The following is a 26,841-nucleotide window of genomic DNA, read 5'->3' as shown; positions in this document are numbered from 1 at the left end:
TCCAGTACATCGCCGAGAGCTATTTAAGTAGCGATCGCTACGTATTGTACGTATTTTATAGTGGTCACTACAGTTAGTGTCAAGACATTTGCTGACGGCATTGGTGAAAGCGAAGTGGACGTTCGACGGTGCTTTGCGACCAATGCCTGACGGCCTGCTGGAGAACACGCTGGACGAGCAGCACTTCTCCCTGGCCGATGTACACGTCGCGCACACATGGCAGGAGTCGGGCAAGATGGTGGGAAAGGTGGTAATTGATGTCGTTTGATCGCTGTCGATAGGTCGCGGCACTGTAATCACTACGAACAACGCAGCCCGACCCGAGGGCTGCGTTTTGGTTTTCGAGGCTTAACGGCTGTGCTCCGTGTCCCAGGCTTTGATGGCTTCCGTCGCGACCCGGAACGCCGCCAATGCGCTCGGCACACCCGCGTAGATTGCAGCCTGCATCAACGCTGCGCGAATCTCCTCGACGGACACGCCGTTGGTCAGTGCGCCCTTCATATGCACGCCTAGCTCGTGGTGTTGGTTCATGGCTGTGAGCATGCCGATGTTGAGGAGGCTGCGGGTTTTGAACGGCAGGGTCTCGTCACCCCACACTGCGCCCCAGCAATACTCGGTCACCAATTTTTGCATGGGTTTATTGAAGTCGTCCGCCGACGACCAGGACTTCTCAACGTGGGCTGCACCCAGCACGGTTTTGCGATTCTTGAAGCCTTTATCGAACAGTTCGTTATTGCTCATGGTTTCACCTGGCTCAGGGGAGGGGGAGGTTAGAGATTGATGTCGATATCACGCGTCTCACGCAGGAAAAACAGACCGACCACAAACGACACACCGATCCACGCCACCGGGTACCACAGGCCGAAATAGATATTGCCCATCTGTGCTGAAAGGGCGAAGGCGATGGTTGGCAGCAGTCCGCCAATCCAGCCACTGGCAAAATGGTAGGGGAACGACATGGACGTATAGCGAATGCGCGCCGGGAACATTTCCACCAGCATCGGCGCGACGGGCGTCAGCGAGATAACGCCGCAGAACACCAGTGCCATCAGCAGCAGGAACACCTTGCCGCGCTGGAACTTCTCAGGGTCGGCTTTGAGGGGATATCCCGCCTCGTCCAGTTGGCTCTGCAACGAGGTTTTCAGCGCACCCACGCGAATCTTGGCGGCCGCCGGGTCGAGGCCAACGGTGCCATCAGAAATCAGCTGTGCCGAGCCGACTTTAATCACCGCGCTGACTTGCCCAGGCAGCGATTGGGTTTCGTAGCTGATGCCGGTTGCGGAAAGGGCTTGCTTGGCAACGTCGCACGGGCTGCTGAAGGTGCGGGTGCCCGTCGGATTGAACATGAACGAGCATTGGGACGTGTCGGTGACCAACGTCACCGGCATACGCTGTTCCGCGGCCATCAAGTCGGGGTTAGCGTAGAGCGCCACGCCTTTGTAGATAGGGAAGATGGACAGTGCAGACATCAGGAACCCCGCCAACAGGACGGGTTTGCGTCCTAGGCGGTCACACAGCCAGCCCGCCAACAAGAACATCGGCAGTGCAGTCATCAGCGCCAGGGTCAGCGTGGTATTGGCTTGCTGAGGGTCGACCTTGAGGTTCTGGGTCATGAAGAACGTGGGGTACAGCACTGCGATGTAGTAAGCGCAGGTCATGCCTCCACAGATGCCGAACAAGGCGATCACCAGGCGGCGCAGGTTGGCCTTGTTCAGAAAGGTTTCGCGTAGCGGTGATTTCGACAGGCGCTTTTCGGCTTTCATTTTCTTGAACGCCGGCGATTCTTCCATGCCCATGCGCACCGAAATCGAGATCGCCAACAGCACCAGCGAGAACAGGAACGGGATGCGCCAGCCCCAGGTGTTGAAGTCGTCGCCGCTGATGTAACGGCATGCCAGGATCACCCCGAAAGCGAGCAGCAGCCCAAGGGTACCGGTAGCCGAGATCCAGGCAGTATTGAGGCCACGCTGGCGGTTCGTTGAGTGCTCGGAGACGTAGGTCGCTGCACCGCCATACTCGCCGCCAAGCGCCAGACCTTGAAGCATCCGCAGCGCGATCAAGAGGCAGGGTGCAATGATCCCGGCGTATTCATAGGTCGGCAATAGACCAACTGCAACCGTCGAAATACCCATGATCACAATGGTAATGAGGAAGGTTTTCTTACGCCCGATACGATCGCCAATTCGTCCGAACACGACTGCGCCAACCGGACGCATGACAAAGCCGACAGCAAAGGTCAGCAACGCGAAGATAAATCCGGTGGCAGTGTCCAGTCCGGAGAAGAAATTAATCGCGATTACCGACGCCAGTGCGCCATACAGGGTGAACTCATACCATTCAAATACGGTGCCTAGGGACGCGGCAGCGATTACTTTGAGCGTAGAGCGATCTACAGCTTGGGTGGGCTTCAAGTCCACCGACTCAAGAGTCGTTTTCATTTTTCACAACCTATATTGTTTTTATTGGTGTGTTTAGTTGGCAGGTGCGTAGCCAACGATGGCCTTGGTTTCCAGATATTCCATGAGGCCGTGCGCACCCCACTCTCGGCCATTGCCGGACTGTTTAAAGCCGCCAAATGGCGCGCCGATATCGGCTGGCGGATAGTTCAGGTGAACTTGACCTGCACGCAGGCGCTCGGCCACGTTGCGGGCGTGGTTCAAGTCGGCGGATTGCACATATGCCGCCAGGCCATAGGGCGTGCCATTCGCGATTTCGATCGCTTCTGCTTCGCTGTGATAGGCAATGATCGACAGAACCGGGCCGAAGATTTCCTCTTGGGCAATGGTCATGTTCGGGCTTACGTTAGCGAACACCGTGGGTTGGGCGTAGTAGCCTTTTTGCAACCCGGCAGGACGGCCAACGCCACCACAGATCAGCTCGGCGCCTTCATCAATGCCAGTTTGGACAAGCGTTTGAACGCGTTCGAACTGCGCCTGGTTGACCAGGGGGCCCAACTGAATGTTTTCATCCTGTGGATCACCTACGCGGTACTTCGCGACTTCAGCCCGAGCGATTCGCACCACCTCAGCCATGCGTTCTGCCGGCACCAGCATTCGGGTTGGGATCGAGCAGGATTGCCCGCTGTTGGTGAAGCACGCGGCGACTCCCTTGGAGACTGCCTGGCTTAAATCAGCATCGCCAAGCAATATATTGGCCGACTTGCCCCCCAGTTCCTGTGCGACGCGTTTGACCGTGTCGGCCGCGGTTTTTGCCACGCGGATGCCGGCTTGGGTGGAGCCGGTGAAAGACACCATGTCGATGTCCGGGTGTGCGCTGATAGCGTGGCCCACGTTGGGTCCGTCGCCATTGACTAGGTTAAAAACTCCCGGTGGTACGCCTGCTTCGTCCAGCACTTCGGCGAACAGCAAGGCAGATAGCGCAGAGAACTCGCTGGGCTTGAGGACGATCGTGCAACCGGCCGCTAACGCGGGGGCGATCTTCACCACGATCTGGTTGATCGGCCAATTCCACGGAGTGATCAACCCACATACGCCGATCGCTTCGCGACGTATCTGGGTCGTGCCATGCTGCTCGTCGAACTCAAAGCCGCGCAATACACGAATGATTTCCTCGATATGCAGCGAGCCCCGCGCCGCCTGGGCCGCCCGGGAGAAAGCAATCGGCGCGCCCATCTCTAGGGTCATCGCCTGGGCAAACTCTTCGTACCGGCGCTTATAGATGCTCAATACCCGCTCAAGCAAATCGATGCGCTGCCCCGGTGTCCAGCGTGAATAGTCCGCGAATGCACGGCGTGCAGCTCGTACTGCGCGCTCCACATCGTCGGCGTTGCCCATGGCCAGTTCGCCATAGGCTTGCTCATCAGCCGGGTTGATCAGGGTAAACGTGGCCTTGCCAATCGGCTCGACCCATCGCCCATCAATGTAGAACTTGTCTGTAGGGTACATCGCGACACTCCTGCTCAATCGAACGTGATGATCTGGCGAACGGCTTCGCCGTCACGCAGGCGATCCATGCCGACGTTGATCTCATCCAGGGTCAATCGGTGCGTCACCAACTTGTCGATCGGCAGGCGACCGAGACGGAATAATTCCAGGTAGCGCGGGATGTCACGGCTGGGCACGCTGCTGCCCATGTAGCTACCGCGCAGGGTGCGCTCGTCAGCCACCAGGCCGACCATTGGCACTTCGAATGTCGCGTCCGGTCGAGCCAGGCCGGCAGTGACGACCTCGCTGCCGCGCTTGCCGACTTTCCAAGCCGTTTGCAACGCAGCGGATGCTCCCGCGAATTCCAGCGCCACATCAACACCGCCGCCGGTGAGATCGCGAATGGCTTCGACCAGGTTCGGGTCGGCCGCATTAAATACATGCTGTGCCCCCAATGACTTGGCCATCGCCAGTTTTTCCGAATTGGTATCGATGGCGATCACTTGGCTTGCGCCCGCCGCTAACGCGCCTAGCTGAGCCGCCAGGCCTACGCCACCCATGCCGACGATTGCGACGGTCGATCCCAGTTTGATACTGGCGGTATTGGTGGCTGCGCCAACGCCGGTCAACACGGCGCAACCGAACAGTGCCGCATGTTCCAAGGGAATATCCCGGGCAACGCGCACCAGAGACCGTGTCGAAACCACGGCGTATTCAGCGAATGCGGAGATGCCCGAGTGATGATTGAGGACTTGTTCCCCGCGCTGCATGCGTCGATCGCCACGCAACAGCGTGCCGGCCGCGCCCGCCACCGCGCCGGGGGCGCAAAGGGCAGGGCGCCCGCCCGAGCATTCAACACAATGGCCGCAGGAGGCGACGAAAACAGTCACGACATGATCACCCACAACCAAGTCGTCGACATAAGGCCCAACCGCCATGACGACACCGGCTGCCTCATGGCCAATCACCATCGGCAGTGGGCGCGGCCGCACCCCTTCGATCACTGAAAGATCGGAATGGCAGATGCCTGCGGCGGCTATCTTGATCAATACCTCACCCGGTCCTGGGTCGCCAAGCTCGATCGTGGTGATGCGTAAGGGTTGGCTTTGCGCAAATGGAGCGGACAAACCCATCTGGTCTAGCACGGCGGCTCTGATTTGCATGTGAGGTTTCCTCTGAATCAATTGTTTTTGTAAAGTTGAGATAACCCTTGCTTCGTATCACTGTATTACAATCTTACAGGATCAACAATACGGTTGTTGCACAGCGGCCCGGAAAAAATTGCAATACAATATGCCGGTCAATCAATCAGATCGTAGGTGCGCCTCGTGTCACCAAAGGCCACGGAGACAGGAATGGAAAACGAAGAAATGCCGGTGATGGGCCGGCCGGAAACCTTGCGCGGCCAAGTCGAGACGTTTCTGCGTGAAGCGATCATGAATGGCCGCTTCGCGCCAGGCGAACGGCTTGTCGAGCGTGAACTGTGCGAGCTGTTGCAGGTGAGTCGGCCGCCGTTGCGTGAGGCACTGCGTCGACTTGAAGCGGAAAAGCTACTGGTGATCGTGCCGCACAAAGGGCCCGTGGTCGCCAGCCTAGACATTCGCGAGGCCAAGGAGCTCTATGCGTTGCGCGCCTTGCTTGAGGGCTTCGCGGTGCATGAGTTCGCGCGCCTGGCGGATGCCGCGCAGATCAAAGCGCTGGAGCGGACCGTGAAGGAGTTACACGCCCAGGCGAAGATTCCCAATCGTCGGGCACTGCTGGTCGCCAAGACAAAAATTTACGACGTACTGCTGGGGGGGAGCGGTAACCGCCTGATCAACGAGGTGCTCCAGGGGCTCCTGTCGCGTATTAACCTGCTGCGCGCTACCTCGTTTTCCCGTCCTGAGCGCTTGGCCGAGAGCCTGGCGGAAATTGACGAAATGGTGGCTCGCATCAAGGCTCGTGATGCGGAAGGCGCACGCGAGGCTGCGCAACTGCACATCAAGAATGCCGAAAATGCTGCGTTAGGCATGCTGGAAAGTAACGATTGATGGTTCGTGTGTATTATTGACATATTGTATTACAATGCTTAGGGTGTTCTCACAAAGCAGGCCACGGCATATGTGCGAAGTGGCCAGAGAATAATTCTACAAGCGAGAAATACTATGAACGACGTTAACCAAGGCACGCGTCCCACAGTCCTGTTCATCGGTCTGGGAATGATGGGGCGCCCGATGGCAAGTCTCATTGCCAAGGCCGGTTATCCCTTATTAGTGAGTGACACCAATGATCAGGCCGTCAGCGAGTTGTGTACCGAGGTGGGCGCTCGTCGCCTGGAAAACGCACAGTCGCTGGCGGACGTCCATATCGTCATCACGATGTTGCCCAACTCTCGCATCGTGAATCAGGTCCTGGTGGGCGATTATGGCGTCGCCAAACGCTTGGAGCCGGGGGCATGCATCATCGACATGAGTTCCTCAGAGCCGCTCGAAACCCAGGCGTTAGCTAAACAGTTAAGTGAGTTCAGGCTGAGTTTTCTGGATGCGCCGGTTTCAGGCGGCGTCAAACGCGCTATTTCCGGGACGCTGCAAATCATGGTGGGCGGGGATGCCGAGGTGCTCCAACAGCACCGCGAGCTGCTGGACGTCATGGGTAGTTCAACCCACGTAGGCCCAAATGGCGCAGGCCATGCGGTCAAGGCGCTGAACAATTTTGTGTCTGCCACTGGGCTGTTGGCCACCGTCGAAGCGCTGCATGTGGGCGAGAAATTCGGTGTGGACCCCGCGGTGATGACCAGCGTGCTCAATAATGCTTCCGGCGGTAACTTCACCACGGCCAACAAGGTCAACCAGTTCATGCTTAGCGGCACTTACGCATCGGGCTTTGCGTTGCAACTGATGGTCAAGGACCTGAAAATCGCCGTCACCCTTGCAGAGCAGATGGGGCAGCAGATGAAGCTCGGGCATGAGTGCCTGGCGGTCTGGCAGGAAGCAGCGCAAAGCACCACGCCACAGACCGATCACACCGAGATGTACCGCATCATTGACGCTCACGGCTAGTCGACAAGCTGCGCGCTACGTTCCGGGGCGTCATCGCTACGCCCCGGCTCTTCGTCCAATTCTGAGTATCCGAACCATGCACATCGCCCCCGCGATTGAGCCTTTTGACGTGTTCGCGGTGAAATATGCTGAGCATCGCCGTACCGCCTCCTTGAACTTCCTCGGCGGCGACCCGCATGATGGGCCGATGCCCATGGATTACTTTATCTGGGTCGCGACCAACAGCACCGGCACCTGGGTGATTGATACTGGCTTCAACCAGGCTACTGCCCAACAGCGCGGGCGAGACTTCATCCGTTGCCCGGCTGAATCACTACGCGCGCTCGGGATCCAGGCGTCCACAGTCGACAACGTCATCATCACCCACCTGCATTACGATCATGTAGGTAACTTCGATCTGTTCCCATCGGCGACCTATCACCTTCAAGACAGCGAGATGGTGTTCGCAACCGGGCGGCACATGGCACATAAATGTGCGCACGAAGCTTATGACGTCGAGAATGTGGTCGGGATGGTCCGCGAGGTCTACCGCGGGCGTGTGCAGTTTCATGAAGGCGACGCCACATTGACGCCTGGTCTGTCTGTGCACCTGATAGGCGGTCACACCATGGGGCTGCAAGTCGTACGCATTTTTACGCGCCGAGGCTGGGTGGTGCTGGCCTCCGACGCCAGCCACTACTACCGCAACTTCATCGAGGACTGCCCATTTCCAATCGTCTTTAATGTGGACGATATGCGAAGTGGCTGGGCTAGGATCAGATCGTTGGCGGATTCCGAAAAGCATATTGTTCCAGGGCATGACCCCTTGGTGATGAGCCTCTACCCGCAACTCGCTGGCGCGTCGGAAGGCTCGATCTGCGCGCTGCATGATCAACCTGCAGAACGTTGACCTCGCGAAATACGCCAGGTCGATACAGCCATGCAATTGTATTTCGAAGTATTCGCCAGAACGTCGATTACCTCGCCTCTCAGCCGTTATTGCGCAACGCTGACGGTAGCCTGAAGAACTACAGCGGCGCCACCGGGCCAATTACGACTCCCGCGAGCGGCCCTGGTACAAGTCTGCGTTGAGCAGTCCAGGTCTGCCCACTAATGCTATTACTACGCACCTAAGGGCGCGATGTATGCCAGCGTTGTTCGCAGCATCGAGGTGTCGTTGCAGCAACTCACCGAAATCATCAAGCAACATTTAGCCAAGTCGGCGCGGTTGAACGCTGCTGGTCTAGCTGGGTTCTTCAATGAATTGGACAGCCTGCTCCGGCGTTTCCGCACCTGACGAGCGAGTAGAACGAGGGTCAACACCATTATTGGCCCTCGTTGTGTGAGTTAACGCTTATTCATACCAGGCAGGCGATTTCAACGCATTGCGCACGAACTCAGTGCTGTGACCAATCCATAACTGCGAATGGGTTTGCTTGAGAAAATCTTCCATAGCTTGACGCGATTCAGGAGTGCCCGAATCCTTTTCCTTTTCCGGCATGCGGTTTTTCGTGCGTTCTTCGGGATAATGGTAAAGGTCTCCAGAAATCACGACTCCGCCGAATTGCTTGAGCTTCACATAAAGGGATTGGTGACCGGGCGTATGACCCGGGGTTTGTTTCAAAATGACTGAGTCATCGCCAAAGACATCGTGATCGCCTTTGAACAACTGCTGGGGGTTGTGTTTGAGTGAGGCGAAAGACGCTGCGTTTTCCGGAGTGGCCTGTGCAGTGAACATGAAGTCCTGCTCAGCTTTGGAGGTAAGCCACGTTGCGTTCGGAAACTCGCTGATATTCCCCACATGATCAAAATGCGAGTGGGAAAGCGCGAGGTAGTTGATATCCGAAGGTGCGACCCCGATGTCGGCCAACTGGCTGAGCAATGTCTTGGTGACGATTTGGCCATATCCATCAATGGCATTTTCATACACCGGTCGCCCGATCAGTTGGTCGGAAAGCCCGGTATCGAATAACAAAACACCTTTGGGATGCATGACCAGGTAGCAGGTGACGGGCATGTTTGTATCGACCACCTCCTCACGCGTCAGGTTGTAAGATTCCGGATGGTTGTATATCAGCTGTCCACAATCGAGCACGTAGACGCGCAAGGTTTTAACGATCGGCAGCGGGGCCATCGCAGGCCGATGCTGAACGTGTGAGGAGGGTAGAGTTTGAGCATACACCCAGCCGCTACAGGAGAGTGCTGCTGCCATGTACAGGCTCAACCCGAGCGTTTTACTCATTGCGTTGCGGTCATTTTTCATCATGTTCTTCTTGTTTTATGGGAATGAATGATTCGGCGCTCATGGCAACGTCGGCATTCGCTGAGCGTTTGAACGAAGCAGTCATTCAGCAAATGTTGCACAGTCGATGAGTGCCTCCTCACAATCTAGTAAGTTGTAATACAATATGTCAATGATATTGTAGGATTAGAAGCCATTGGCAAAGCGAAAGGGGAAGGTCGCGCGTGTCGAAGCACAGAGCTTTTTTAGATCGACCGGGTGGTGGGGCGCACGGTCGCAGCGTCGCCACCAGCGGTCATAGCCTTGGCGAAACCGTCGGCATGGTCTTCAGCTGAGGTGTAGCCGGGCGCTGCCAATTAGCCGTTTTTAACCGGTTTTCGTCCGTATCAACCCTGCCTCACGATCTCGCTACCCGTTACCTTGGAGGTTGGCCGATGATCCCGAGGAACCTTGCATGCACACCCCTCATGAGCTTAAAACTTACCCGCACGACAACACACCCTCCGGCGAGGCAGAGATACCCCGGATCGCCTTTGCGAAGGCCCGCCAGGCGTTCAGCATCCATTCACAGCTGTCGATCCGGGCGCGCCTGGCGGAGCTGTCCAAGCTCAAGCAAACGATTCTGGCTGAGCGCTCGAGCATCATCGAGCGGGTGATGCAGGAGGTGGGTAAATGTCGAACGGATGCATTGATCGCAGAGATTCTCGGCACCCTCGACTGGCTCAACTGGCTGGAAAACAATGCCGAGCGTCTGCTCAGGCCTGAAAAGGTCAAGACGCCGATTACGTTGCTGGGCAAGCAGTCATTACTGCTGCATGAACCCCTGGGGGTTGTGCTGATCATCTGCCCTTGGAATTACCCCTTCCATAACGCCATCACCGGCATAGCGGCAGCAATCGTAACGGGTAACGCAGTGGTCTATAAGCCCTCCGAGCATGCGCCGTGTGAGGGTTTAATCGAACAGGTCCTAGGGTGTTCATCCATACTTCAGAGTCTGGTCCAGGTGGTCTACGGCGGCGCAGGCATGGGCTCGGCGTTGATTGAACAAAAGCCGGCGAAAATCTTCTTTACCGGTAGCGGTCCCACTGGCAGCAAGATCATGGCCCAGGCCAGTCGAGAGTTGATCCCCGTGGAGTTGGAGCTGGGGGGTAAAGACCCGATGATCGTGTTTGCCGACGCATCCATGGCTCGCTCGGTGGCAGGCGCGTTGTGGGGCGGTTTCACCAATGCCGGGCAATCCTGCAGCGGCGTGGAGCGTTTGTTGGTAGAACAAAGCGTGCAGGAGCGTTTCGTCGATAGCCTGGTCAAGGAGGCGCATAAGCTCGTCGTGCGCGTTGGCGATAATGGTAATGCCGATGTCGGGCGTATGACCGTCGACTTTCAGCGCGACAAGGTCATCGAACATGTGCAGGATGCCCTGAAGTTCGGAGCACGCTTGCGATTCGGTGCCGTACCAGCGCGGACTCCCTGACCGTGCAGCCGATCATTCTGGACCGCGTCACGCCGCAGATGCAGGTCTGGACCGAAGAAACTTTCGGGCCGGTGCTGCCGGTCATGGCCTTCACCAGCGAAGCACAAGCCATTGAGTTGGCCAATGACACCCCCTACGGCCTGTGTGCCAGTGTGTTCACCGCCGATCCGCAACGCGCGCTGCGGGTGGCCGGTGCACTGGAGGTCGGTGGGGTGTCGATCAATAACGTCAACATGAGCGAAGGCAACCCAGGCTTGCCGTTTGGCGGCGCGAAGAAAAGTGGCTTCGGCAAACTGCGCGGGCCGGAGGGGTTGTTGGGGTTCACCCGAAGCAAGGCGGTGCTGATCGACAAGGCCGGGAGCAAGATCGAAGCTAATTGGTACCCCTATACAGCGCGTAAATTCAAGCTGTTCGAACGCTTCATCCAGGCACTTTACGGACCACGGCGTTTACGCTTGCTGGCGATCGCCTGGCACGGCCTGCGATTGGAAGCGTTCAGTCAAAAGCCACGCGAGTGATGGCCCTCATGCACGGGTTTGGCGCGGGCCATGCCCCGTCCAGCGCTTGAACGCCTTGCGGAAGTTCTGCGCGTCGCTGAAGCCGACCTCATAAGCCACTTCATCCAGGGTCATGCGTACATTGCCCAGCAACGACAGTGCACGCTGCTTGCGCAGATCATCCAGAATGGCTTGATAGGGCCTGTGATTCTGCGCCAGGCGCCGGCGCAGCGTCCGCTCGCTCATGCACAACTGCGCGGCTACAGCAGACAAGCTGAGGGGCGTGCGAAGATCGCGGCGCAGGATGCGCTCGACGGATTCGACGAACTCGATTTCGCCGCCCCGGTCGGCACTCATCTCCAGCAACTCCATCACTTGTCGATTGCTCAATGCATCGTGAGTGCCGATGGGGGTGTTGGCCCAGTGGTTGGCGCAGACAAACAGATTGTCCTTGCGACCGAAGTGCACGGGGCATCGGAACAGGTGTTCATAGTGGTCGGCATAGATGGGCCTTGGGTAACTCAGCTCGATCGAAAATGGGCTGAACGCCGGACCCGCGAGGGTACGCGCGATATTAAGGAACATGCCGAAGGCTTCCTCCACCAGAAAGGTCAGGACCTCGGGCTCATCAAACGGGCAGGTGACCTGGAGGGTGATATGTCCCGGGGATTCGAGGTGCTCGAAGCTCAACAGCGCGCCGGTCTGCTTCTGCATGTCGATGCCCAGTGCTATGGCGCTGCCAAGGGTGGCGCTGGTCAACATGGCATAGCCCACCAGGCCCATGGAGGCGATGGACTCGGTCGCACTCATGTCCAGGCCTAGTCCTCTGTCACGACCCTGGGTCATGTCCAGGGCGCGCTTGATCATCAGGCACGCCTGGCGAATCGACACCCGACTTTGCGGGTTGGCCAGGTCGGCGAGGTTGAAACCCAGCCCCAGGCACAGTCGATTCGGGTCCAGGCCTAACTGCACAATAAGATCTGCCAGGCTGCGCAGCAGGTTGACCGGTAGATCGGCGGTATACCGTGTAGCACTGAGCATGGCAGGCTCCCCGTGGTGCGGTTATTTGCCGAGCATGAGACGGGTGACCAGGCGGGTTAAACGCCCGTACGGCGCTGCAACTTTATCAGACATATTGAAGGGGCTCAGCTTGAATACGCCACGCGCATGGGAGAGGCGTACAAACCCTTCGTAACCATGGTAGGCCCCCGTGCCGCTTTCACCCACGCCACCGAAGGGCAGGTCGTCCTGGGTGGCATGCAGCATGGTGCCATTGATCGTCACGCCGCCTGAGCGGGTTTGTTGCACCACTTGCGTGATGCAGGCTCGATCGTTGGAAAAGCAATATAGCGCTAGTGGTTTGGGCCGCGTGTTGATAAATGCCAGCGCTTCATCGAGTGTGTCATAGGCCACTACTGGCAGCAGCGGGCCGAAAATCTCTTCACGCATGATATCGGTGTTTAACGGCACGTCGGTCAGCAGGGTAGGTGGGACCTTGCGCTCGCTGGTATGGTCGAAAGCATTGTCCTGCCACACCTTGGCGCCGGCGACGATCGCCTGATCCACCAGGTTCAGCAGTCGATCATAGTGACGACGCGAGATAATCGACGTGTAGTCTTTATTGCCATCAATAGTGGGATACAGCTGTTTGGTCGCCGCCAGCCATTGAGTAGCAAAACTGTCGACAAGGTGGCGCGGCACCAACACATAATCGGGTGCGACACAGGTTTGACCGGCGTTAAACAGCTTGCCGATGGCAATCATCCGTGCCGCTTTTTCCAGTGGGAAGTCAGCGCAGAGTACCACCGGGGATTTACCGCCCAACTCCAGGGTCACGGGTGTCAGGTTGCGTGCTGCTGCCGCCATGACCAGGCGCCCGACCTGAGTGGAGCCTGTAAATAACAAGTGATCAAAAGGCAGCTCGCTGAAGCGGCTGGCCAATTGAGCGTCGCCTGTGACAACGGCGACTTGGTCGGCGGGAAAGGTCTGTGCGAGTAAGTATTGAAGCAGCGCTGCCGTGCGCGGAGTCAGTTCAGATGGCTTGATCATCACCCGATTGCCCGCCGCTAATGCTTCAACCAGCGGTACCAGGGTTAGCGTCAACGGATAATTCCACGGTGCGAGAATACCCACGACACCGAGCGGTTGATAGATCACTTTGGCCGAGGCGGGCTTGAAGGCGATACCGACCTTGCGTTTGCTGGGGCGCATCCAAGCCTTGAGATGCGAGCGAACATGCTTGATGCCATTGACGATGGGCATCAGTTCACTGAGTTTGGTCTCGGCGAATGATCGGTTGCCGAAATCCGCACACACCGCTTCCAACAGTTGTTCTTGATGATCGCTGATCAGGCGCAGCAAGGAATTCAAGTTCGCGATGCGCTGTTCATAGGTAGGCGCCCCCTGGGCACGCACGGCGGCTTGTTGGGCCGCGAACAGTTCATTAAGTAACGGTACGGGCTCAAGGGAGGGAGCTATGTGGCTGACAGGCTGATTCATTGACAGTATTCCTTTTGGCACTGTGCCAGGGGGTGTGAGAAAGCGGGGGCTGTCAGAAAAAATTTTTGCCCTCACCACGGTAGGTCGGCACGCGTTCAACGACGCGCCCATTGCTGATCACCAATAGCTCATTAAAACGTTCGCATAGCTCGCCCGCCTTGGCGTGACGAAACAATACGGGATCTCCAATGTTCAAAGGTCGCTCCAACGTGTGCAGCAATGGCGTTTGCACCTCGCCAGCGGCTTCGTTGTCGATCAAGCGGCAGCCGCCGGGCAGCCAAGGCAAGGGCGATCGGTCCTTGCCCACGGGCCCGGAGGCGATGTAACCGCCGCCTGAACACACCATCACGCCCGGGGCCTGGGTGCGTGTCACGGGCAAGGCAAAGCCGGCGGCGGGCGTCAGTTCAAAGGCTTGGTAATGGTCGAACAAGGTCGGTGCGTACAGGCCCGAGCCGGCCGCCAACTCGGTCACTGAAGGGTCGAGACGGGTGCTTTCAAAACTGCCCGTCCCGCCGCCGTTTACGAACCGCAGCGTGTGGCCGGCCCTGCGCAATGCGTGTACCACCTGCTCACGGCGTTTATTGACCTCGGCAATGGAGCGGCGTTTGAGAAAACGGATGATCACATTCTTGATGGCTTGGCCCGGCACCGCGTCCATCAACCCGGCGATCTGCCCTTCATAGCCCATCAGGCCCTGCAACTCGACACCTTGCAACGCGACGATAGCGGCTGCGAGTGCAAGCGCACTCGCCTCGTCATTGATCGGCGAACGGTGCACACCGAAGTACAGCCCGGGGAAAACCGATGACATATCCAGATCGATCGCCAACGGCATAATCACCCCTTCCGTCACGGCTATCTCGTTGATCGCCTGCACCTGGGCCTGGTTATCAACCATCAGCGTAATCGAGCGTCCCTGGCGCAGTTGGCAGGCGACTTTGACCAGGCTGCGCGCATCGACGGTCGGGTAGGCCACCACGATATCGTCGAAACCCAGACCGGCCAGCCAGGCGGCTTCGGCGGCGGAGTAACACAGCAGGCCTTGCACAAAAGGGCCTGCGCTCATGATCATCCGCATCATCTCCACCGAGCGTATGGATTTGGTCACCAACCGCACGGGCAGGCGCCCGGCACGCTTGCCCAGCTGTTGGAGGTTGGCGGTTAGCGCATCCAGGTCGATGAACGCGGCGGGTAACTGCACCCCGGCCAGCACCCGATGGTAGTAGGCGTAATCGCGAGCAGGTGGCAGCGGGGCAGTTTCGACACGGCGCATGAAGGACCCAATGAGTTCAGCGATAAATGAAATGACGCGTGGTCTGGCTACTGAGAGGGTAAAGGGCTCCGGGATGACGATGGAGGTGCGATCCGGCCGGGCAATGGGTTCGTGCCGGCCATGTTCGCTCTCACTTCATGCGCTTGGAGCAGGCGCCAACCGGTCCAGATGGCTGACAATCATCGACGCAACCATCGAGCAGACGCTTTTGGGGGCCACGAACTCATCGAACAACAATTCGATTGTCCCGTGAATCATCTCCACCGAGACACGTGCAGCGGTGGTCAGCTGTTAATGATCGGCCTGAGGAAACACTTCTGAGAGAATCTGTGCCTGTGCGCCAGAGACCTTGCGGTGGGAATCGAGCCTCCATGCATCAGCGCCGGGGCAGCGCGCACCCCCTTGAAAATCCATGTTGCTGATGAGCTTGATCACCTGGTCGAGCCTCGATGGTTGGGGGCAGGCTCAGGGGGGATGCGTCAAGATAACTCCTGAAGCCGGCACTCATAATTTGCCCTAAGCTTCCTCGAGACTCCGTTGAGGTCGGCCTTCGCGCATCGGCTCGAACCGCTTGGCCAGAAAGTCGATTAGAACACGCACGGCGAGCGGAACCTTGTAGCCGGGCGCATAGACGGCGCTGAGCCAGCGCTCGATCGTCGGCACATGCTCAAGAAGAGGCACCAGCGTTCCCTTCGCGAGGTCTTCTTCAACGGCGATCCGCGGCAATTGCGCGATGCCGTGTCCCGCCAGCACCAACGCGCGCTGGATGGATAGGTTGTTGGAACGGTAGGTTGTGTTCGTCAGGGGCACCAAAATCTCGCCGGCGCCGTCGGCGAAGGCCCAGTTCTCGCCCGAGCGCTGATATTCATAGGCAATGCATTCGTGGCGAGTCAGCTCCTCCAGTGCCATAGGCGCGCCATGCTGTTCGATGTATCGAGGCGACGCGCAGACCACGACGGGTATGAGGGCTAGTTTACGTGCGATAAGACTGGAATCCGCTAGTTTGCCGGCACGCAGCGCGAGGTCGAACCGGTGTTCGGCAAGGTCTAGGACCCGATCGTCGCAGGTAACGTTGAGCCGTACCTGAGGATATGCGCGCGCAAAATCTCCCAGTGCTTCACCGATCAGTTCAGCGAACGCGATCGGCGTGGTGATCCGCAAGAGCCCTTGAGGGCTTTCCTGGAAAGAAGCAGTGGCGCGCGTGGCCTCCTCATATGCACGTAGAATCAGTATCGCGCGCTCGTAGAAGAGCTGCCCCGCTTCAGTCAGCGTCAGACGCCGCGTGGTGCGATGTAACAGGCGCGTGCCAAGCTGTCCTTCCAGCGACGCAACATGCTTGCCAATCATCGCAGGTGATAGCCGTAGGTGACGCGCGGCGGGGGCGAAGCCTCCGAGATCGACGGCGTTCACGAAAGCGGAGAGGCTCGAAAGGCGGTCCATGATGCGACTCTGATTATATAACGTCAGTAATCAACGGAATTACTAAAGAGGTACTAATCCGTCGGGGAGGATCCCATTATATTGCATTTCAAGTTGAATAGACGTGGAGTGTCCTTATGTGTGAGATATGTGATCGGCTGTCCCTGCCCAACCGACCAGGTCCAAAGCCAAGGACCACGCCCCAAACACCGCATATGCAGCTTGACCAAATCGCGCCGGCAGGGATGCATGAACGCCTGATCCGAGTCGGCAGCGAATTTTCCGGCGTTAGCCTAGGGCGGAGTAACGTGTCCCTGCCCGATACACTGGCGTTTCATCTATCGCCATCTCTCGGGCGGCAAGCTTCCTCTGACGCCTTCATGGTGGAGGGCTATGAGTTCGCGCATGTCCATGCGCCGCGCGACTGCAGCCTCCACATGTGCTTGCCGATGCAGGTTCTTGAAGCGGTTTATGCGAAAGGCTGGGGCGAGCCGCACCCTGTGGCCGGCAAGTTCGGTTTTCCGTCGACCATCGCGATGATCTTCGGTCCGCGCGACGAGAGCGAGTTCAAGACGGTCGCTGGTCTATTGCGCACCTCCTACGCCTTCGCGACCGGCCAAGTCGCCTCAGTGTAATCAATCTCCAAGCAAATCAACGGCCACCGGCTCGACTGGGGCTTCACACCTTGCCGGACATCTCGGGCGAGGGCTCGCAATACGCAACCCAACAGAGAAATGTTCATGACACCTATAGCAATCGTCTACCACTCTGGCTATGGCCACACTGCGCGCGTCGCCGAGCATGTCGGTAAAGGCGCGACGTCCGCCGGGGCGACGGTCAATCTCGTTGCCATCAATGCCGAGGGCGATATTCCCGATACGGGGTGGGAGATATTAAAGGACGCTGACGCCATCATCTTCGGTGCGCCCACTTACATGGGAATGGTTTCGTGGCAATTCAAGAAGTTCGCTGACGCCTCCAGCAAGCCTTGGTACACAATGGACTGGAAGGGCAAAATTGCGGCCGGCTTCACCAATTCCGCGACGCTGAACGGCGACAAGGAACTCACGATCTCCTATCTGTCGGCGCTCGGTGCGCAGCACAAGATGCTGTGGACTGGCACCGGAATGCATCCGTCGAACGCCAAGGCTTCGACGCGAGACGATCTCAATAATCTGGGCGGATATCGCGGACTGCTGGTGGTCTCGCCGTCCGATGCATCGGTCGAGGAGATGATATCGGGCGATCTGCTGACGGCGGAAGCGTTCGGATATAACGTCGCGGACGTCACGAAGGCCGTAAAGGGATGACGGTGACTGCCGGTGGGATGCTTCGCCGGCTATCATCACGACAGTGCGAAGATAGGCGTTGGGTGAGGACGCGAGCAGCCGGGCGGCGCGCGCTGTGGTGTCCGGCCTGAGGTTCCAGGGCGGCAACTCGGGCAGCGTGCGACAGGACGTTCGGCAATGTGCTAATTGCCTTCGCTACAGTCTCTTCCTAGGCTCTCAGTACCAGCCGGTTATCGTCCAGACTCTCGGGCCATGCATTTTCGACAGCGGAGAGCAGCATGGTCTACCGCTGTCGAATCGGCGTGTTTATTGGGTCGTACTGACGGTGGTCGATCGTGCCCTATGGAAAGAAAACTTGTTGCATTTGATAACGGGCAGACTGAACTTGGAGCCTTGCCCTGGGCAAAAAGGTCATCGTCCGTTCCCCTTGATGCGTGGAGTCTTACGCGGTGTAAACCAGCAATACGTACAGCACCGGGATCAGCCCCAGCGTTACCAACGTGCCGAGCGCCAGGCCGCCCATCAGCGTGATCGCCATGCCTTCCCACAGCGGCCCGGCAAATAGCATCAGCGGGACCAGCCCGATAATGCAGGTCAGTTTGGTCATGACGATGGGGCGCAGGCGCTTTACGGCGGCGTTCACCACCGCCTCGTACACCGGCAGGCCCTCGTGGAGTTCGGCCTCGATACGCTCCAGCAACAGCACGGCGTTGTTCACGATAATCCCCGCCAGTGACAACAGGCCGAAGGTGGCCATGAAGCCGAACGGGTAACCGGTGATCAGCAGCGCAACGGCCACGCCGATCAGGACGAAGGGGATCGCCGAGACCACGATCAGCAGCTTGCGAAACGAATTGAACTGCCAGACGAACAGCAACAGCATGGCGATCAGCGCGTGGGGCAGGTATTGCAGCAGCGCCTGGTTGGCGTCCGCCGAGTCTTCGATCTCGCCGCCCAGTTCAATGCGGTAGCCCTGATAGAAAGGATATCAGGCATAGGGCATCGCTTCCTCGTGCGTCGTTGCCAGATCACATACCGTTGAGGTGTTCCAGGTCGCGTAGTTGGGTCTGTAATCCTCTTCCAGATCTATGTCGACGTTGCGGATGCCTGGGACTACTCCTGCTCTCTTGAAAGCAGGGGGCAGTTCGCGTTCCGCAATAGCTTCGAGCACATCGGCCATTTCGTGCCATTTTTAGCCATCACTGAACGTGTCCCCTGAAGTTATTGTAACGAGCAAAATCTGCGAAAATCTTCGAAATTAATCGAATTCTCGCTAAAATTTCTCCGATAATGTGTTCATTTGTTGAATTTGTTACAAGGCGACAATAATCCTTGATATTTTGGATCCATCGTCCATGATGATAGCACTTCAACATGTCAAGGAGTGTGCGATGTCATCTACAGCAATCAAGATCGAAGAGTCGTCTCAGTCGACAATCCGCCATAGCTTGGCGAAGGTGCAGAGCACCAATCCTGCAATCCAACGCCTGCGTTCGCGCGTGTTGACTGAGTCGGACGCCAGCCAAGTCATCACCAGTTATGATCGTTTGCATCACCGCCATAACCGTTCGTGAGTCGTCTGCATGGACGCCACTAAGTTTTCGTCGTTTTTGGTAAAGTTGGCTTCGCGATGCAACCTTGATTGCGATTACTGCTATGTCTACCACCACGCGGATCAGAGTTGGCGCTCCATGCCCAAATTTCTCTCCGCTGAGCACCGTGAGGCATTTGCCCGACGACTCGCGGAGTACGTACTTCAGACTAATCTGAAGCACTGTGCAGTCATTTTCCATGGTGGTGAGCCCTTGTTGGCAGGCGCTCAAGCGCTAGCGAGTTTTGCGCAACTTCTGCGTGAGGACTGTACCGTTTCTGTTGATGTCAGCCTGCAGACGAATGGTCTGTTGTTGACTGACGAGGCACTGGGTATCCTTGAGAAAGCTGACATCGGCGTGTCGCTCAGTCTCGATGGACCTAAGTCTACTAACGACAAGCATCGTCTGACCCGGAAGGGGCGTTCGAGTTTTGATCAGACAGAGCAGGCACTCAAGCGTCTGCAGCAGTATCCGTCGATCTTCTCGGGTGTCATTGCTGTGGTGGACGCTTCGATAAGCGCGAATGAGCTGTTTGAATATTTTGATCAATTCAGCATTCCGCGTTTGGATTTCCTGTTACCCGACGCCCACTGGCTTCGCCCACCTCCAGGACGAAACCAAGACCCAGGTCTGTACGAGAATTGGCTGGTCAATGCATTTGATGTCTGGTTCGACCAATATGCGCACATCCCACTGAGAACCTTTGAGGCTCTGCTCGATGTCAGCGCAGGGCTGCCCTCAGGTACTGATGCATTTGGCTTTGGTGACGTGAGCTTGTTGTCGATTGAGACTGATGGCAGCTATCACGATCTGGACGTTCTGAAAGTTACCCAGGATGGAGCGACCAAGCTCGGAGGAACAGTGTCAGATACGTCCATTGCTCAGGTGGCTCTTTCACCTTCCATCGAGCAGCATCGGCGTTATTTGCGCAAGGATGGTCTGTCAGCCACTTGCCAGTCATGTGCAATCGTAGAAGTCTGTGGTGGCGGCTCACTTCCTCATCGCTTCGATGAGAATGGCTTTAGTAATCCAACGGTGTACTGCAACGAAATGAAGCGGTTGGTCTCGCACATCAACAATCGACTGAAGGAGCATCTTTCTTCCGATTTGTTTGAGGAGCCCACAGTGTCGCTTCCTGACTCATTCGACTTGACCCGTTTCGAATTGGCCGAGACCTCCCGACCTCACTTGGATTGGCTGTGTTGCGGTGCCCGAGAGGAGGCGGTTAGGCGTCTGCACGAGGCGTTGAGTTTGTTCGCGCAGGACAATCGAGCCACGCAGCTTAAATCAATGGATGGTGCCACCTTTGAGTCTGTGGCAGTTCATCCAGGTGCCATCGCATGGTCGAGTGCGGTAGTGGCTCAGAACCGAGGGCACACCCTATTAGCAGTGGACGGTCAGCCCGTTGCAGTTAGCCCGGTCTATCTGGATCTGTTGCTTACACTGGCTGGTGAGAAAAAGGATGGTGCAGACCTTGATGTTGGTCGTGATGACCGTTGGCTGAGGGCACCATTCGGAGACGCTATTTTCTTCGAAGGCGATGAGCTTGTGGATGCCGGGCGAGAGCTTGTTGAGTGTGCCATGGCGATCGTTAAAGCTTGGCGTCCAGAGCTCGCGGCCGAGATATTGGCAGCATGCAGTGCTGTTCAATTTGTTCGTGATCTCACCGCAGATCCAAAAAAAATCGTATCGTTCAGTGACAATTCCGTTCCAGGCGCACTTTACGTGTCGATTTCTCAAGGTGAGGGATTGATTGATCCGTACGATTTGGCGGACTCATTGATCCATGAACATCGTCACCAAAAACTCTATCTCCTGGAGCGATACGCGCCGACTGTCGAGCGTACATCTGCCCAAGTCGTGTCTCCTTGGAGAGAGGACTTGCGACCACCCTCTGGGTTGCTCCATGCAGTCTTCGTTTTTGTAGAGCTCAAGCGTTTCTGGATTTATGTGCGTGACCACGGGCCAGTGAGCCTCAGCTCGCGCGCGGTAAACCAAATCGAAGACACCGATCTGCACCTGAAGCAGGCATTCGCCACGCTGAAAGAGTGTCCATTGACGCAGGTCGGGCTGAGTCTTGTTGACATATTGAACCGCGCCGCCCAGGAAGGGACAGAGTCCTATGAGTCTGCCGATCACCATTCCACTGTCCCGACTGTCACTTGACCCACAACAAAGACATGCTCAGCTTCGGGACTATTTCTGCGATAAAGATGCGATAGCCAGTCAGGCCGGCGATCTCTGGAGTTTGGAGCTGGGATGGTCGGATGATCCGTATCGCTATATCGACCCTCTGCTCAACGATGGCCTTGCATGGTGGGGCGATGATTTGCGTTGTCAGGATATGGCTGTCGCTCGTAAACGCAGGGGGCGGGTGCTGCTGTCGTTGAATGATACATGGACACTGGAAAGCTGGAGCGAGTGGTTGGCCAGGAATCCGCAGCATTCCGAACTTACCGTGCTTCATGTCGATGACCATAAAGATCTAGGTGCGCCTCGACTCTTTGAACATGCTGACGGTTGGATCGATCCAATCGAAAAACAGGTCGTCAATTTGCTTCAGCCCAGCACGGTAGCGAGAGCGATCATGAGCGGCGCTTTGGGGATGGGTAGTTTTTTGACACCCTTTCTTCACTACGCCCCTGCAACAGATGTGCGGCATCTTTGCCAAGGCCCCAAATGCATCGGTACGCATGATTCGTTGATTAATCTGGAACTGCTGGCAGATACGTTGCTGAGTCCCGGTGAGAATCGTCCTGCGGTTTCGCTTATTCCGGTTGAGAAAGGAGTAGGGCGCGGGCGTTATCGATTCACTGATGATCTCGACGCTTGGCTTGAGGGGCTAGAAGGGAATGAAGCAGCCATCTTGCTTCACATTGACATGGACTACTTCTGCAATAGGTATGACGGCGACAGTGATTCGGTTGAGCATCCGTGTCCTTTGAACTGCCCGTTACCGGATGTGTTGAATCGTATTGATGAGTTAATCCAGGCATTGCAACGGCACGGCCTGGTGGATCGTATTGCAGATATCGTGATTGCGTTTTCTCCAGGTTTCTTCCCAGCGGAGTTCTGGGCTCAAAGTTGCGATCGGCTACTTCTCGGCTTGGGAGAGTCGCCATGGCTCGATCGTTGAGCGGTACGAAGGCGAAAGTAGCCAAGCGGCAGACGCTTAACCCTCCTGCAGGAAAAGCCAAATCAAAGTTGGGCCCTGTCTGCGCAGATGCTATCGAGTTGGTAAAAACCCCGGGTTCGCGTGAGCGAGGAGGTGGGCCGGGAGGAGAGGCTTGGATCATATTGGCCAATGGCAAGAGGGCAGGTGCCGCTTACATCAATATCGTCGATGATCCGATCCGTGGCCTTCATGCATCCTTTCACGTATTTCTGAACAGGCCCAGTCAGGGCCGTCAGATTGGTCGCATTGCCTACCTGCGTTGCTGTGCACTCAGTCAACACGATGTCATTTACGCGCATATGCGCAAATCCAATACATCATCGCGCAAGGCGGCTGAGCATGCTGGTTTTGTCGATGCGACAGGGCCTGATGACTCTCAGCTTGTGTTGGTATGGCACAGGCCGACCGCCGATAGGAACGAGGAAGCTGTGGTCGGCTCGGATGACGACGGTTTAACCGTTCGCAATGAAACCCCATCGCAATGTCATGACGTCGGTCGTCAATTGGTTGGTCAGTCCACGGATCAGGCAGGCGGCATAGTTGAGAACCCTATGAGTTCGATCGAGTTGGATTTTGACGAAAAGAATGAAGACGTGCTCGTTTGGGGTGGCCAGGTGGTCATGTCGCGTACCGAAGAGGAGTACTTCAGGGCCTTGTTTTTTCGACTTGCCTACCTCAATCCAGCAACCGTGCTGGAAATTGGTTTCGGGCTAGGCATCTCGGCCAGTCTCATACAGGAGCATATGAAGCCTACCCGGCACGATATTGTTGAGATCGAAAAGGCCGTCTACCAAGACCTGGAGCGTTTTGCTGAGGCAAATCCGTCTGTGCATCCCCACTACGGAGATTGGAAGCAGCTCACCATTGATCAACGGTACGACTTCATATTTTTTGATCCGTTTGATTACTCTCCAAATAAGCAGGGAGCTGAAGAGGAGCGCAGTGATACGGCGAGGCGGATGAAGCTTCTCCTGAATCCTGGAGGCGTTCTGTGTCACCCGCACTTTGGCGATGGCGACGTACCTGATCTGCCGGGTTTCACAACGGTCATCGTCGAGCGCCTAAAGGTGCCGCCTATTAGAATGGCCGATGAAACGTCTTGCGAAGATGTGGCCATAATTTTTCATCAGCCAGAAGATTTTCGGACTGAAGCATAATGGGGTAGGCGAAGGGCGCCCAAACGTTGTCTTTAGACGTGACGTGTTAACGTTGACTTAGCGTCCGCTGTCGGTAATCGACAGAGCCTGTTCTATTCCGATCAGGCTCTGCGGACTGCGTTAAATGTATCGTGCTAAACCAGCTTGTTGGTAATCTTCGTCTGGGGAAGGGGCGAGTACTCGTCTATCCGGGCGATGACTCAGCTATTAGAGGATTCCGAACTTACTAATCACCACCTCGACAATCGCTGCAGACCTTCCAAGAAGCGTTGAAGGTAGGATTGGCTGCCCAAGGCAAATCCAGCGGCTAGCAGGGGTGCCTTGTACTCGTCCGTCGAGTACTCATGGATAAAGCGGTTGATAGTCTCTGAGTGCCAAGTGAGACGTCCCATTGCGATTTGCCGGAACTGGTTTTTCTCAATCATGTCATTGAGCACATCTTCGTTAACACCACGCTGTTGGATGAAACGCAGAAGGCACAGAAATTCGAATCGCTCGTAGAGAAGCACCGAGTCATGTACTCCGGCAAAGCTCTGAGCCCAGCGAGTAGACAGTACGCTCGCCAACCTATCGCTCAGAGGAGTTTTGGCATTTGTCTGACCTTCGAATCCTCTCCAATGTTGAAGCAAACCGGTGCCATCCTCAACGTAAAACGGTGATAGCTCCTCACCCATGACACCTGGCATCTCGCGCCTGTTCATCAGTGCAGAGCCAAGGAGTTTATACAATTCATCCAGGCGTCCGGCGCGGGTAAGTCCCATGCCATAGCCATACATGATCAAAGCGGCTGGGTAGCTCTTCAACGCCAGCCAGTGGGTGTAGCCGGACTGTTCCTTTTGTGCTTCGGCGTAAAGCCCTTTGATAGCGTCCAACACCAAATTTGATTCATTCCCGGTACCCCAGCGTCCCAGCACAGTGCAAAGCCTTGCTAGCGGCTCGATGGATGCCTCAAACAATAGAACCCAGTCATTGAACGATTGGGATCTGCGATCTTCACGAGATTCGAAAATCGGTGCCAAGTGGCCGATGGCTTGATGAGTTTGAGTTGCCACCAAATCGTCCAACTGGATCCTGTGCTCGGGTTTGGCAATAAAGCGCTTTGCCATCGCGATGGCGAGTTCGATTCCGAGGGGGTTGGGCTGGTGCGACTGCTGAATGGTCTCAAGCTTCACATTCAGTTCGTCAAAAAAAATGTCTGCGTCAGCACCTCTCACCACGGATGCGCGGCGGTGCGCTACCAATTCCTCCCGGCGCTCGGACAGCCGACCACGTGCCAGCCAAAAGGTGGGGTAGCGCCGAGATGGAGCCCGAAGAAGCGCAGTTCTCAATGCGTGATCCCATTCGCCCGACCACCCAGCGACTATCAACCCAAACTCATCGATGATGCGGTCAAGGAGGGTGTTGAATTCGGAGGGGTACTCACTCAGCTCTACGTCTGTGTTAAGAATCCTCGCGTCTTTGTAATCGCCATGAACCTTGAAAATGTAGCATTGTGTATGGGGAAGCGGTTCAGCTCCAACCAACGTATCGACTGAAGTGACCACCGTTGGCTCAATCCCAAGATCGCGTAAGGCATTCTCCATTAATCTGTCAAAGTTGGTGGTGATGCTGACGCGCACGTGGCTGGACTTAACCATGGCGGCGATCGCGTGATGCGCTCGTGTAGGCACTTTTAGGCCATCCTCCAGTTCCTGCTCGTTGGGCTCGAGGAAACCTTGAATAATCGCTCGTCGCTCCGTTTGTGTACTGGCCAGAGTCTCCAGCAGTGATGAGTAATTGGGTTGTTGCCCTGTCTGACCTACGTACCAGGAGAGCCAGTCCTCTTGTTCGCCCGCGCCCGAGGAAATGCCTGCCCGCTTGACCAGCTCCATCGTGATTTCCCAGCCCGTGGGTATCCCGGCAGAACGAGAAACCCCAGATCCAAGCAGCACTGCATATACACCCTTGTTCTCATACATGGAGAATGCAAGCTGGGTCGTGGGATCGCTAGCAATGGTAGTCATGCAGTAGTCCTTGAGATCGTGGGAGATATCCGGATGTCATGATGCGGAAACGATGTCCTTTGCCGAGATTAGTGTAATGGATGGCGCGGTCGTGGACGCCGATCAAAAGCCCCTTTTTTCACAACAGCGGTTTCGTTCGCTGAGAGGGCAAGGGAAAGGAGATGGCTGCAGTGACACGACACGTCAGCCAGACGGTATGATCGCTATGCTTCTACGACAGGGGGCGCGCAGGCATTTAATGGGGGATTTCTATGAAGGTGTTCGTCAGCTCCGTTGTACGCGATTTTGAGCAATATCGTGCTGCAGCCAAAAAGGCAGTTTCACTGCTTGGCCATACTCCAGTGATGTGCGAGGACTTTGGCGCAAGACCTTATTCTTCCCAAGAGGCATGCATGACGGAGGTCGATCAGGCGGATATTGTGGTGCTCATCCTCGGGGCAGAGTTCGGATATCAAACAAGCAGCGGGGAATCGGTGACCCAGCAGGAGTTCCGTCGAGCAAAAGCTGGTGGTAAGCCAATTCTGGCATTTCTGCAAGAGCTGCCAGTTGAGGGGAAGCAGCAAGATTTTCGCTGGGAAGTATCCGACTACGTTGATGGCCTGTTCCGGGTGACCTTTACCAATGAGCAGGAGCTGTCGGACGGCGTTGTCCGTGCGCTCAGCCAGATGGCTGTCAGCCGTGAAGCCATTTCTGAGCAAGACTTCGTTCGTGAGCTTCAGCAGCGACCAAACGACAGTCGGTGGGGTATCCGGAGTGATGAAACGCGCCTGGAGCTCGCTTTCCTGCCGCAGCCTAAGCTGGCAGGTAGTCTGCGCGCGGCCCACATGCAGCACGAGGCGTTTTTCTTGAAGCTTTGCCAGGCAGGATTGGGTGAGCTCAAGGCAGGCTACGATGATTTTGACAACGCTGATCTGACGGGGCTGGATACCAAAGGTCTTGTGTGGAGACATCATGATAGTGGAATGAGTTGGTTGTCGATCTCCCTGACCAACCCATCATCGGCCGGCAATTCCTTCGCCTCGTACTACATTTCTCCATCTCGTGTTAGGGCGGCGGCACTTGCAGCATTTGAGCTGCTAAGCGAGGGGAAAGGTGGATGGCTCCAACTCGGACTGTATGGCGTGGCCTATAAAGTGTTTGCTGAGCCTCCGGCGGGTTCGGTCACTAGCATGTCGATGCCACACCGTTCAGAGCAGAGCCTGGAGGCGCGCCAATTGATGATTCCCGCCTCTAAAGGCGCTTACAGCCGCTGGCTCGATGACGTGATGTTCCGCTTTGCGCGAAAGCTATCAACGTAGTCTTGTTCGATGTTTGCCTTGTGAG

Annotated in this window: 25 protein-coding genes and 2 pseudogenes; 15 read left to right on the top strand and 12 right to left on the bottom strand. The window is 56.6% G+C overall.

What is annotated here, in order from left to right:
• Positions 1-142 precede the first annotated feature (142 nt).
• Entirely contained in the window at positions 143-268 is a 126-nt protein-coding gene (locus MEB48_RS29110) for a hypothetical protein (protein WP_269137387.1), read from the top strand.
• Between the two features lie 80 nt (positions 269-348).
• Here MEB48_RS29110 and MEB48_RS04430 read toward each other — a convergent pair whose 3' ends face one another.
• The 4 genes from MEB48_RS04430 to MEB48_RS04415 are packed head-to-tail and all read right to left on the bottom strand — an operon-like array spanning position 349 to position 5,047.
• Positions 349-741: a carboxymuconolactone decarboxylase family protein gene (locus MEB48_RS04430; protein ID WP_237882259.1), complete on the bottom strand. Its 393-nt coding sequence runs from the start codon at positions 739-741 to the stop codon at positions 349-351.
• 29 nt (positions 742-770) lie between these two features.
• Complete coding sequence (locus MEB48_RS04425; protein ID WP_237882257.1) at positions 771-2,438, bottom strand: MFS transporter; 1,668 nt, start codon at positions 2,436-2,438, stop codon at positions 771-773.
• 33 nt (positions 2,439-2,471) lie between these two features.
• The gene (locus MEB48_RS04420) at positions 2,472-3,905 is read right to left on the bottom strand and encodes an aldehyde dehydrogenase family protein (protein WP_237882255.1); all 1,434 of its coding nucleotides are present in this window, start codon (positions 3,903-3,905) and stop codon (positions 2,472-2,474) included.
• 14 nt (positions 3,906-3,919) lie between these two features.
• Entirely contained in the window at positions 3,920-5,047 is a 1,128-nt protein-coding gene (locus MEB48_RS04415; protein ID WP_237882253.1) for a zinc-dependent alcohol dehydrogenase family protein, read from the bottom strand.
• A gap of 192 nt (positions 5,048-5,239) precedes the next feature.
• On the opposite strand from MEB48_RS04415, the gene MEB48_RS04410 reads away from it, so the two are divergent.
• From MEB48_RS04410 to MEB48_RS29325, 5 genes and pseudogenes are all read left to right on the top strand, one after another.
• Positions 5,240-5,914, top strand: a complete 675-nt coding sequence (locus MEB48_RS04410) for a GntR family transcriptional regulator (RefSeq protein WP_237882250.1) — start codon at positions 5,240-5,242, stop codon at positions 5,912-5,914.
• Between the two features lie 69 nt (positions 5,915-5,983).
• Positions 5,984-6,514 (top strand): annotated as a pseudogene (locus MEB48_RS29105) (NAD(P)-dependent oxidoreductase); the annotation flags it as partial.
• Complete coding sequence (locus MEB48_RS29100) at positions 6,512-6,922, top strand: NAD-binding protein (protein ID WP_269137398.1); 411 nt, start codon at positions 6,512-6,514, stop codon at positions 6,920-6,922. The pseudogene MEB48_RS29105 and the gene MEB48_RS29100, both read left to right, overlap by 3 nt.
• Before the next feature lie 76 nt (positions 6,923-6,998).
• Entirely contained in the window at positions 6,999-7,811 is an 813-nt protein-coding gene (locus MEB48_RS04400; protein WP_237882246.1) for an N-acyl homoserine lactonase family protein, read from the top strand.
• A 231-nt stretch (positions 7,812-8,042) separates the two neighbouring features.
• Positions 8,043-8,198: a hypothetical protein gene (locus MEB48_RS29325; RefSeq protein ID WP_237882244.1), complete on the top strand. Its 156-nt coding sequence runs from the start codon at positions 8,043-8,045 to the stop codon at positions 8,196-8,198.
• 57 nt (positions 8,199-8,255) lie between these two features.
• On the opposite strand, the gene MEB48_RS04390 is transcribed toward MEB48_RS29325, so the two are convergent.
• Complete coding sequence (locus MEB48_RS04390; RefSeq protein ID WP_237882242.1) at positions 8,256-9,167, bottom strand: N-acyl homoserine lactonase family protein; 912 nt, start codon at positions 9,165-9,167, stop codon at positions 8,256-8,258.
• Between the two features lie 430 nt (positions 9,168-9,597).
• Between MEB48_RS04390 and MEB48_RS04385 the strand changes: the two genes are divergently transcribed.
• Together MEB48_RS04385 and MEB48_RS29095 are read left to right on the top strand one after the other, a co-directional pair.
• Positions 9,598-10,614, top strand: a complete 1,017-nt coding sequence (locus MEB48_RS04385) for an aldehyde dehydrogenase family protein (RefSeq protein ID WP_269137386.1) — start codon at positions 9,598-9,600, stop codon at positions 10,612-10,614.
• 2 nt (positions 10,615-10,616) lie between these two features.
• Positions 10,617-11,132 (top strand): aldehyde dehydrogenase family protein, encoded by a 516-nt coding sequence (locus MEB48_RS29095; protein WP_330932691.1) that lies wholly within the window; start codon positions 10,617-10,619, stop codon positions 11,130-11,132.
• A gap of 6 nt (positions 11,133-11,138) precedes the next feature.
• On the opposite strand, the gene MEB48_RS04380 is transcribed toward MEB48_RS29095, so the two are convergent.
• The 4 genes from MEB48_RS04380 to MEB48_RS04365 all read right to left on the bottom strand — a co-directional run bounded on the left by MEB48_RS04380 (position 11,139) and on the right by MEB48_RS04365 (position 16,323).
• On the bottom strand, positions 11,139-12,152 hold the full coding sequence (locus MEB48_RS04380) for an AraC family transcriptional regulator (protein WP_237882240.1): 1,014 nt from the start codon (positions 12,150-12,152) through the stop codon (positions 11,139-11,141).
• 21 nt (positions 12,153-12,173) lie between these two features.
• Complete coding sequence (locus MEB48_RS04375) at positions 12,174-13,610, bottom strand: coniferyl aldehyde dehydrogenase (protein ID WP_237882238.1); 1,437 nt, start codon at positions 13,608-13,610, stop codon at positions 12,174-12,176.
• A gap of 52 nt (positions 13,611-13,662) precedes the next feature.
• Entirely contained in the window at positions 13,663-14,883 is a 1,221-nt protein-coding gene (locus tag MEB48_RS04370) for an amino acid deaminase/aldolase (protein WP_237882236.1), read from the bottom strand.
• A 516-nt stretch (positions 14,884-15,399) separates the two neighbouring features.
• Positions 15,400-16,323 carry a LysR family transcriptional regulator gene (locus MEB48_RS04365; protein WP_237882234.1) on the bottom strand — a complete coding sequence of 308 codons (924 nt, stop codon included), beginning with the start codon at positions 16,321-16,323 and terminating at the stop codon, positions 15,400-15,402.
• A 287-nt stretch (positions 16,324-16,610) separates the two neighbouring features.
• Here MEB48_RS04365 and MEB48_RS04360 point away from each other — a divergent pair, with 287 nt between their 5' ends.
• Together MEB48_RS04360 and MEB48_RS04355 are read left to right on the top strand one after the other, a co-directional pair.
• Positions 16,611-16,937: a luciferase domain-containing protein gene (locus tag MEB48_RS04360; protein ID WP_237882231.1), complete on the top strand. Its 327-nt coding sequence runs from the start codon at positions 16,611-16,613 to the stop codon at positions 16,935-16,937.
• A gap of 105 nt (positions 16,938-17,042) precedes the next feature.
• Positions 17,043-17,612: a flavodoxin family protein gene (locus tag MEB48_RS04355; protein ID WP_237882229.1), complete on the top strand. Its 570-nt coding sequence runs from the start codon at positions 17,043-17,045 to the stop codon at positions 17,610-17,612.
• 390 nt (positions 17,613-18,002) lie between these two features.
• Here MEB48_RS04355 and MEB48_RS04350 read toward each other — a convergent pair.
• Together MEB48_RS04350 and MEB48_RS04345 are read right to left on the bottom strand one after the other, a co-directional pair.
• Positions 18,003-18,564 (bottom strand): annotated as a pseudogene (locus MEB48_RS04350) (efflux RND transporter permease subunit); the annotation flags it as partial.
• Positions 18,565-18,579: 15 nt separating this feature from the next.
• Positions 18,580-18,771 (bottom strand): hypothetical protein, encoded by a 192-nt coding sequence (locus MEB48_RS04345; protein ID WP_237882227.1) that lies wholly within the window; start codon positions 18,769-18,771, stop codon positions 18,580-18,582.
• 211 nt (positions 18,772-18,982) lie between these two features.
• On the opposite strand from MEB48_RS04345, the gene yhhA reads away from it, so the two are divergent.
• The 4 genes from yhhA to MEB48_RS04325 are packed head-to-tail and all read left to right on the top strand — an operon-like array spanning position 18,983 to position 23,515.
• Positions 18,983-19,165 carry a YhhA family cyclophane-containing RiPP gene (yhhA, locus tag MEB48_RS04340; protein ID WP_223523683.1) on the top strand — a complete coding sequence of 61 codons (183 nt, stop codon included), beginning with the start codon at positions 18,983-18,985 and terminating at the stop codon, positions 19,163-19,165.
• Positions 19,166-19,174: 9 nt separating this feature from the next.
• Positions 19,175-21,349: a cyclophane-forming radical SAM/SPASM peptide maturase YhhB gene (gene yhhB, locus MEB48_RS04335; protein ID WP_237882225.1), complete on the top strand. Its 2,175-nt coding sequence runs from the start codon at positions 19,175-19,177 to the stop codon at positions 21,347-21,349.
• Positions 21,306-22,319: a hypothetical protein gene (locus tag MEB48_RS04330; protein WP_237882224.1), complete on the top strand. Its 1,014-nt coding sequence runs from the start codon at positions 21,306-21,308 to the stop codon at positions 22,317-22,319. Before yhhB ends, MEB48_RS04330 begins: the two co-directional genes overlap by 44 nt.
• Positions 22,304-23,515 carry a class I SAM-dependent methyltransferase gene (locus tag MEB48_RS04325; RefSeq protein ID WP_237882222.1) on the top strand — a complete coding sequence of 404 codons (1,212 nt, stop codon included), beginning with the start codon at positions 22,304-22,306 and terminating at the stop codon, positions 23,513-23,515. Before MEB48_RS04330 ends, MEB48_RS04325 begins: the two co-directional genes overlap by 16 nt.
• A gap of 230 nt (positions 23,516-23,745) precedes the next feature.
• On the opposite strand, the gene MEB48_RS04320 is transcribed toward MEB48_RS04325, so the two are convergent.
• The gene (locus MEB48_RS04320) at positions 23,746-25,518 is read right to left on the bottom strand and encodes an SIR2 family protein (protein WP_237882220.1); all 1,773 of its coding nucleotides are present in this window, start codon (positions 25,516-25,518) and stop codon (positions 23,746-23,748) included.
• Positions 25,519-25,769: 251 nt separating this feature from the next.
• Between MEB48_RS04320 and MEB48_RS04315 the strand changes: the two genes are divergently transcribed.
• Positions 25,770-26,816: a DUF4062 domain-containing protein gene (locus tag MEB48_RS04315; RefSeq protein ID WP_237882218.1), complete on the top strand. Its 1,047-nt coding sequence runs from the start codon at positions 25,770-25,772 to the stop codon at positions 26,814-26,816.
• Positions 26,817-26,841 lie beyond the last annotated feature (25 nt).

The sequence above is a fragment of the Pseudomonas sp. PGPR40 genome (assembly GCF_022014505.1).
Taxonomy (GTDB): Bacteria; Pseudomonadota; Gammaproteobacteria; order Pseudomonadales; family Pseudomonadaceae; genus Aquipseudomonas.
This window is presented reverse-complemented; position numbering and strand designations above follow the sequence as displayed.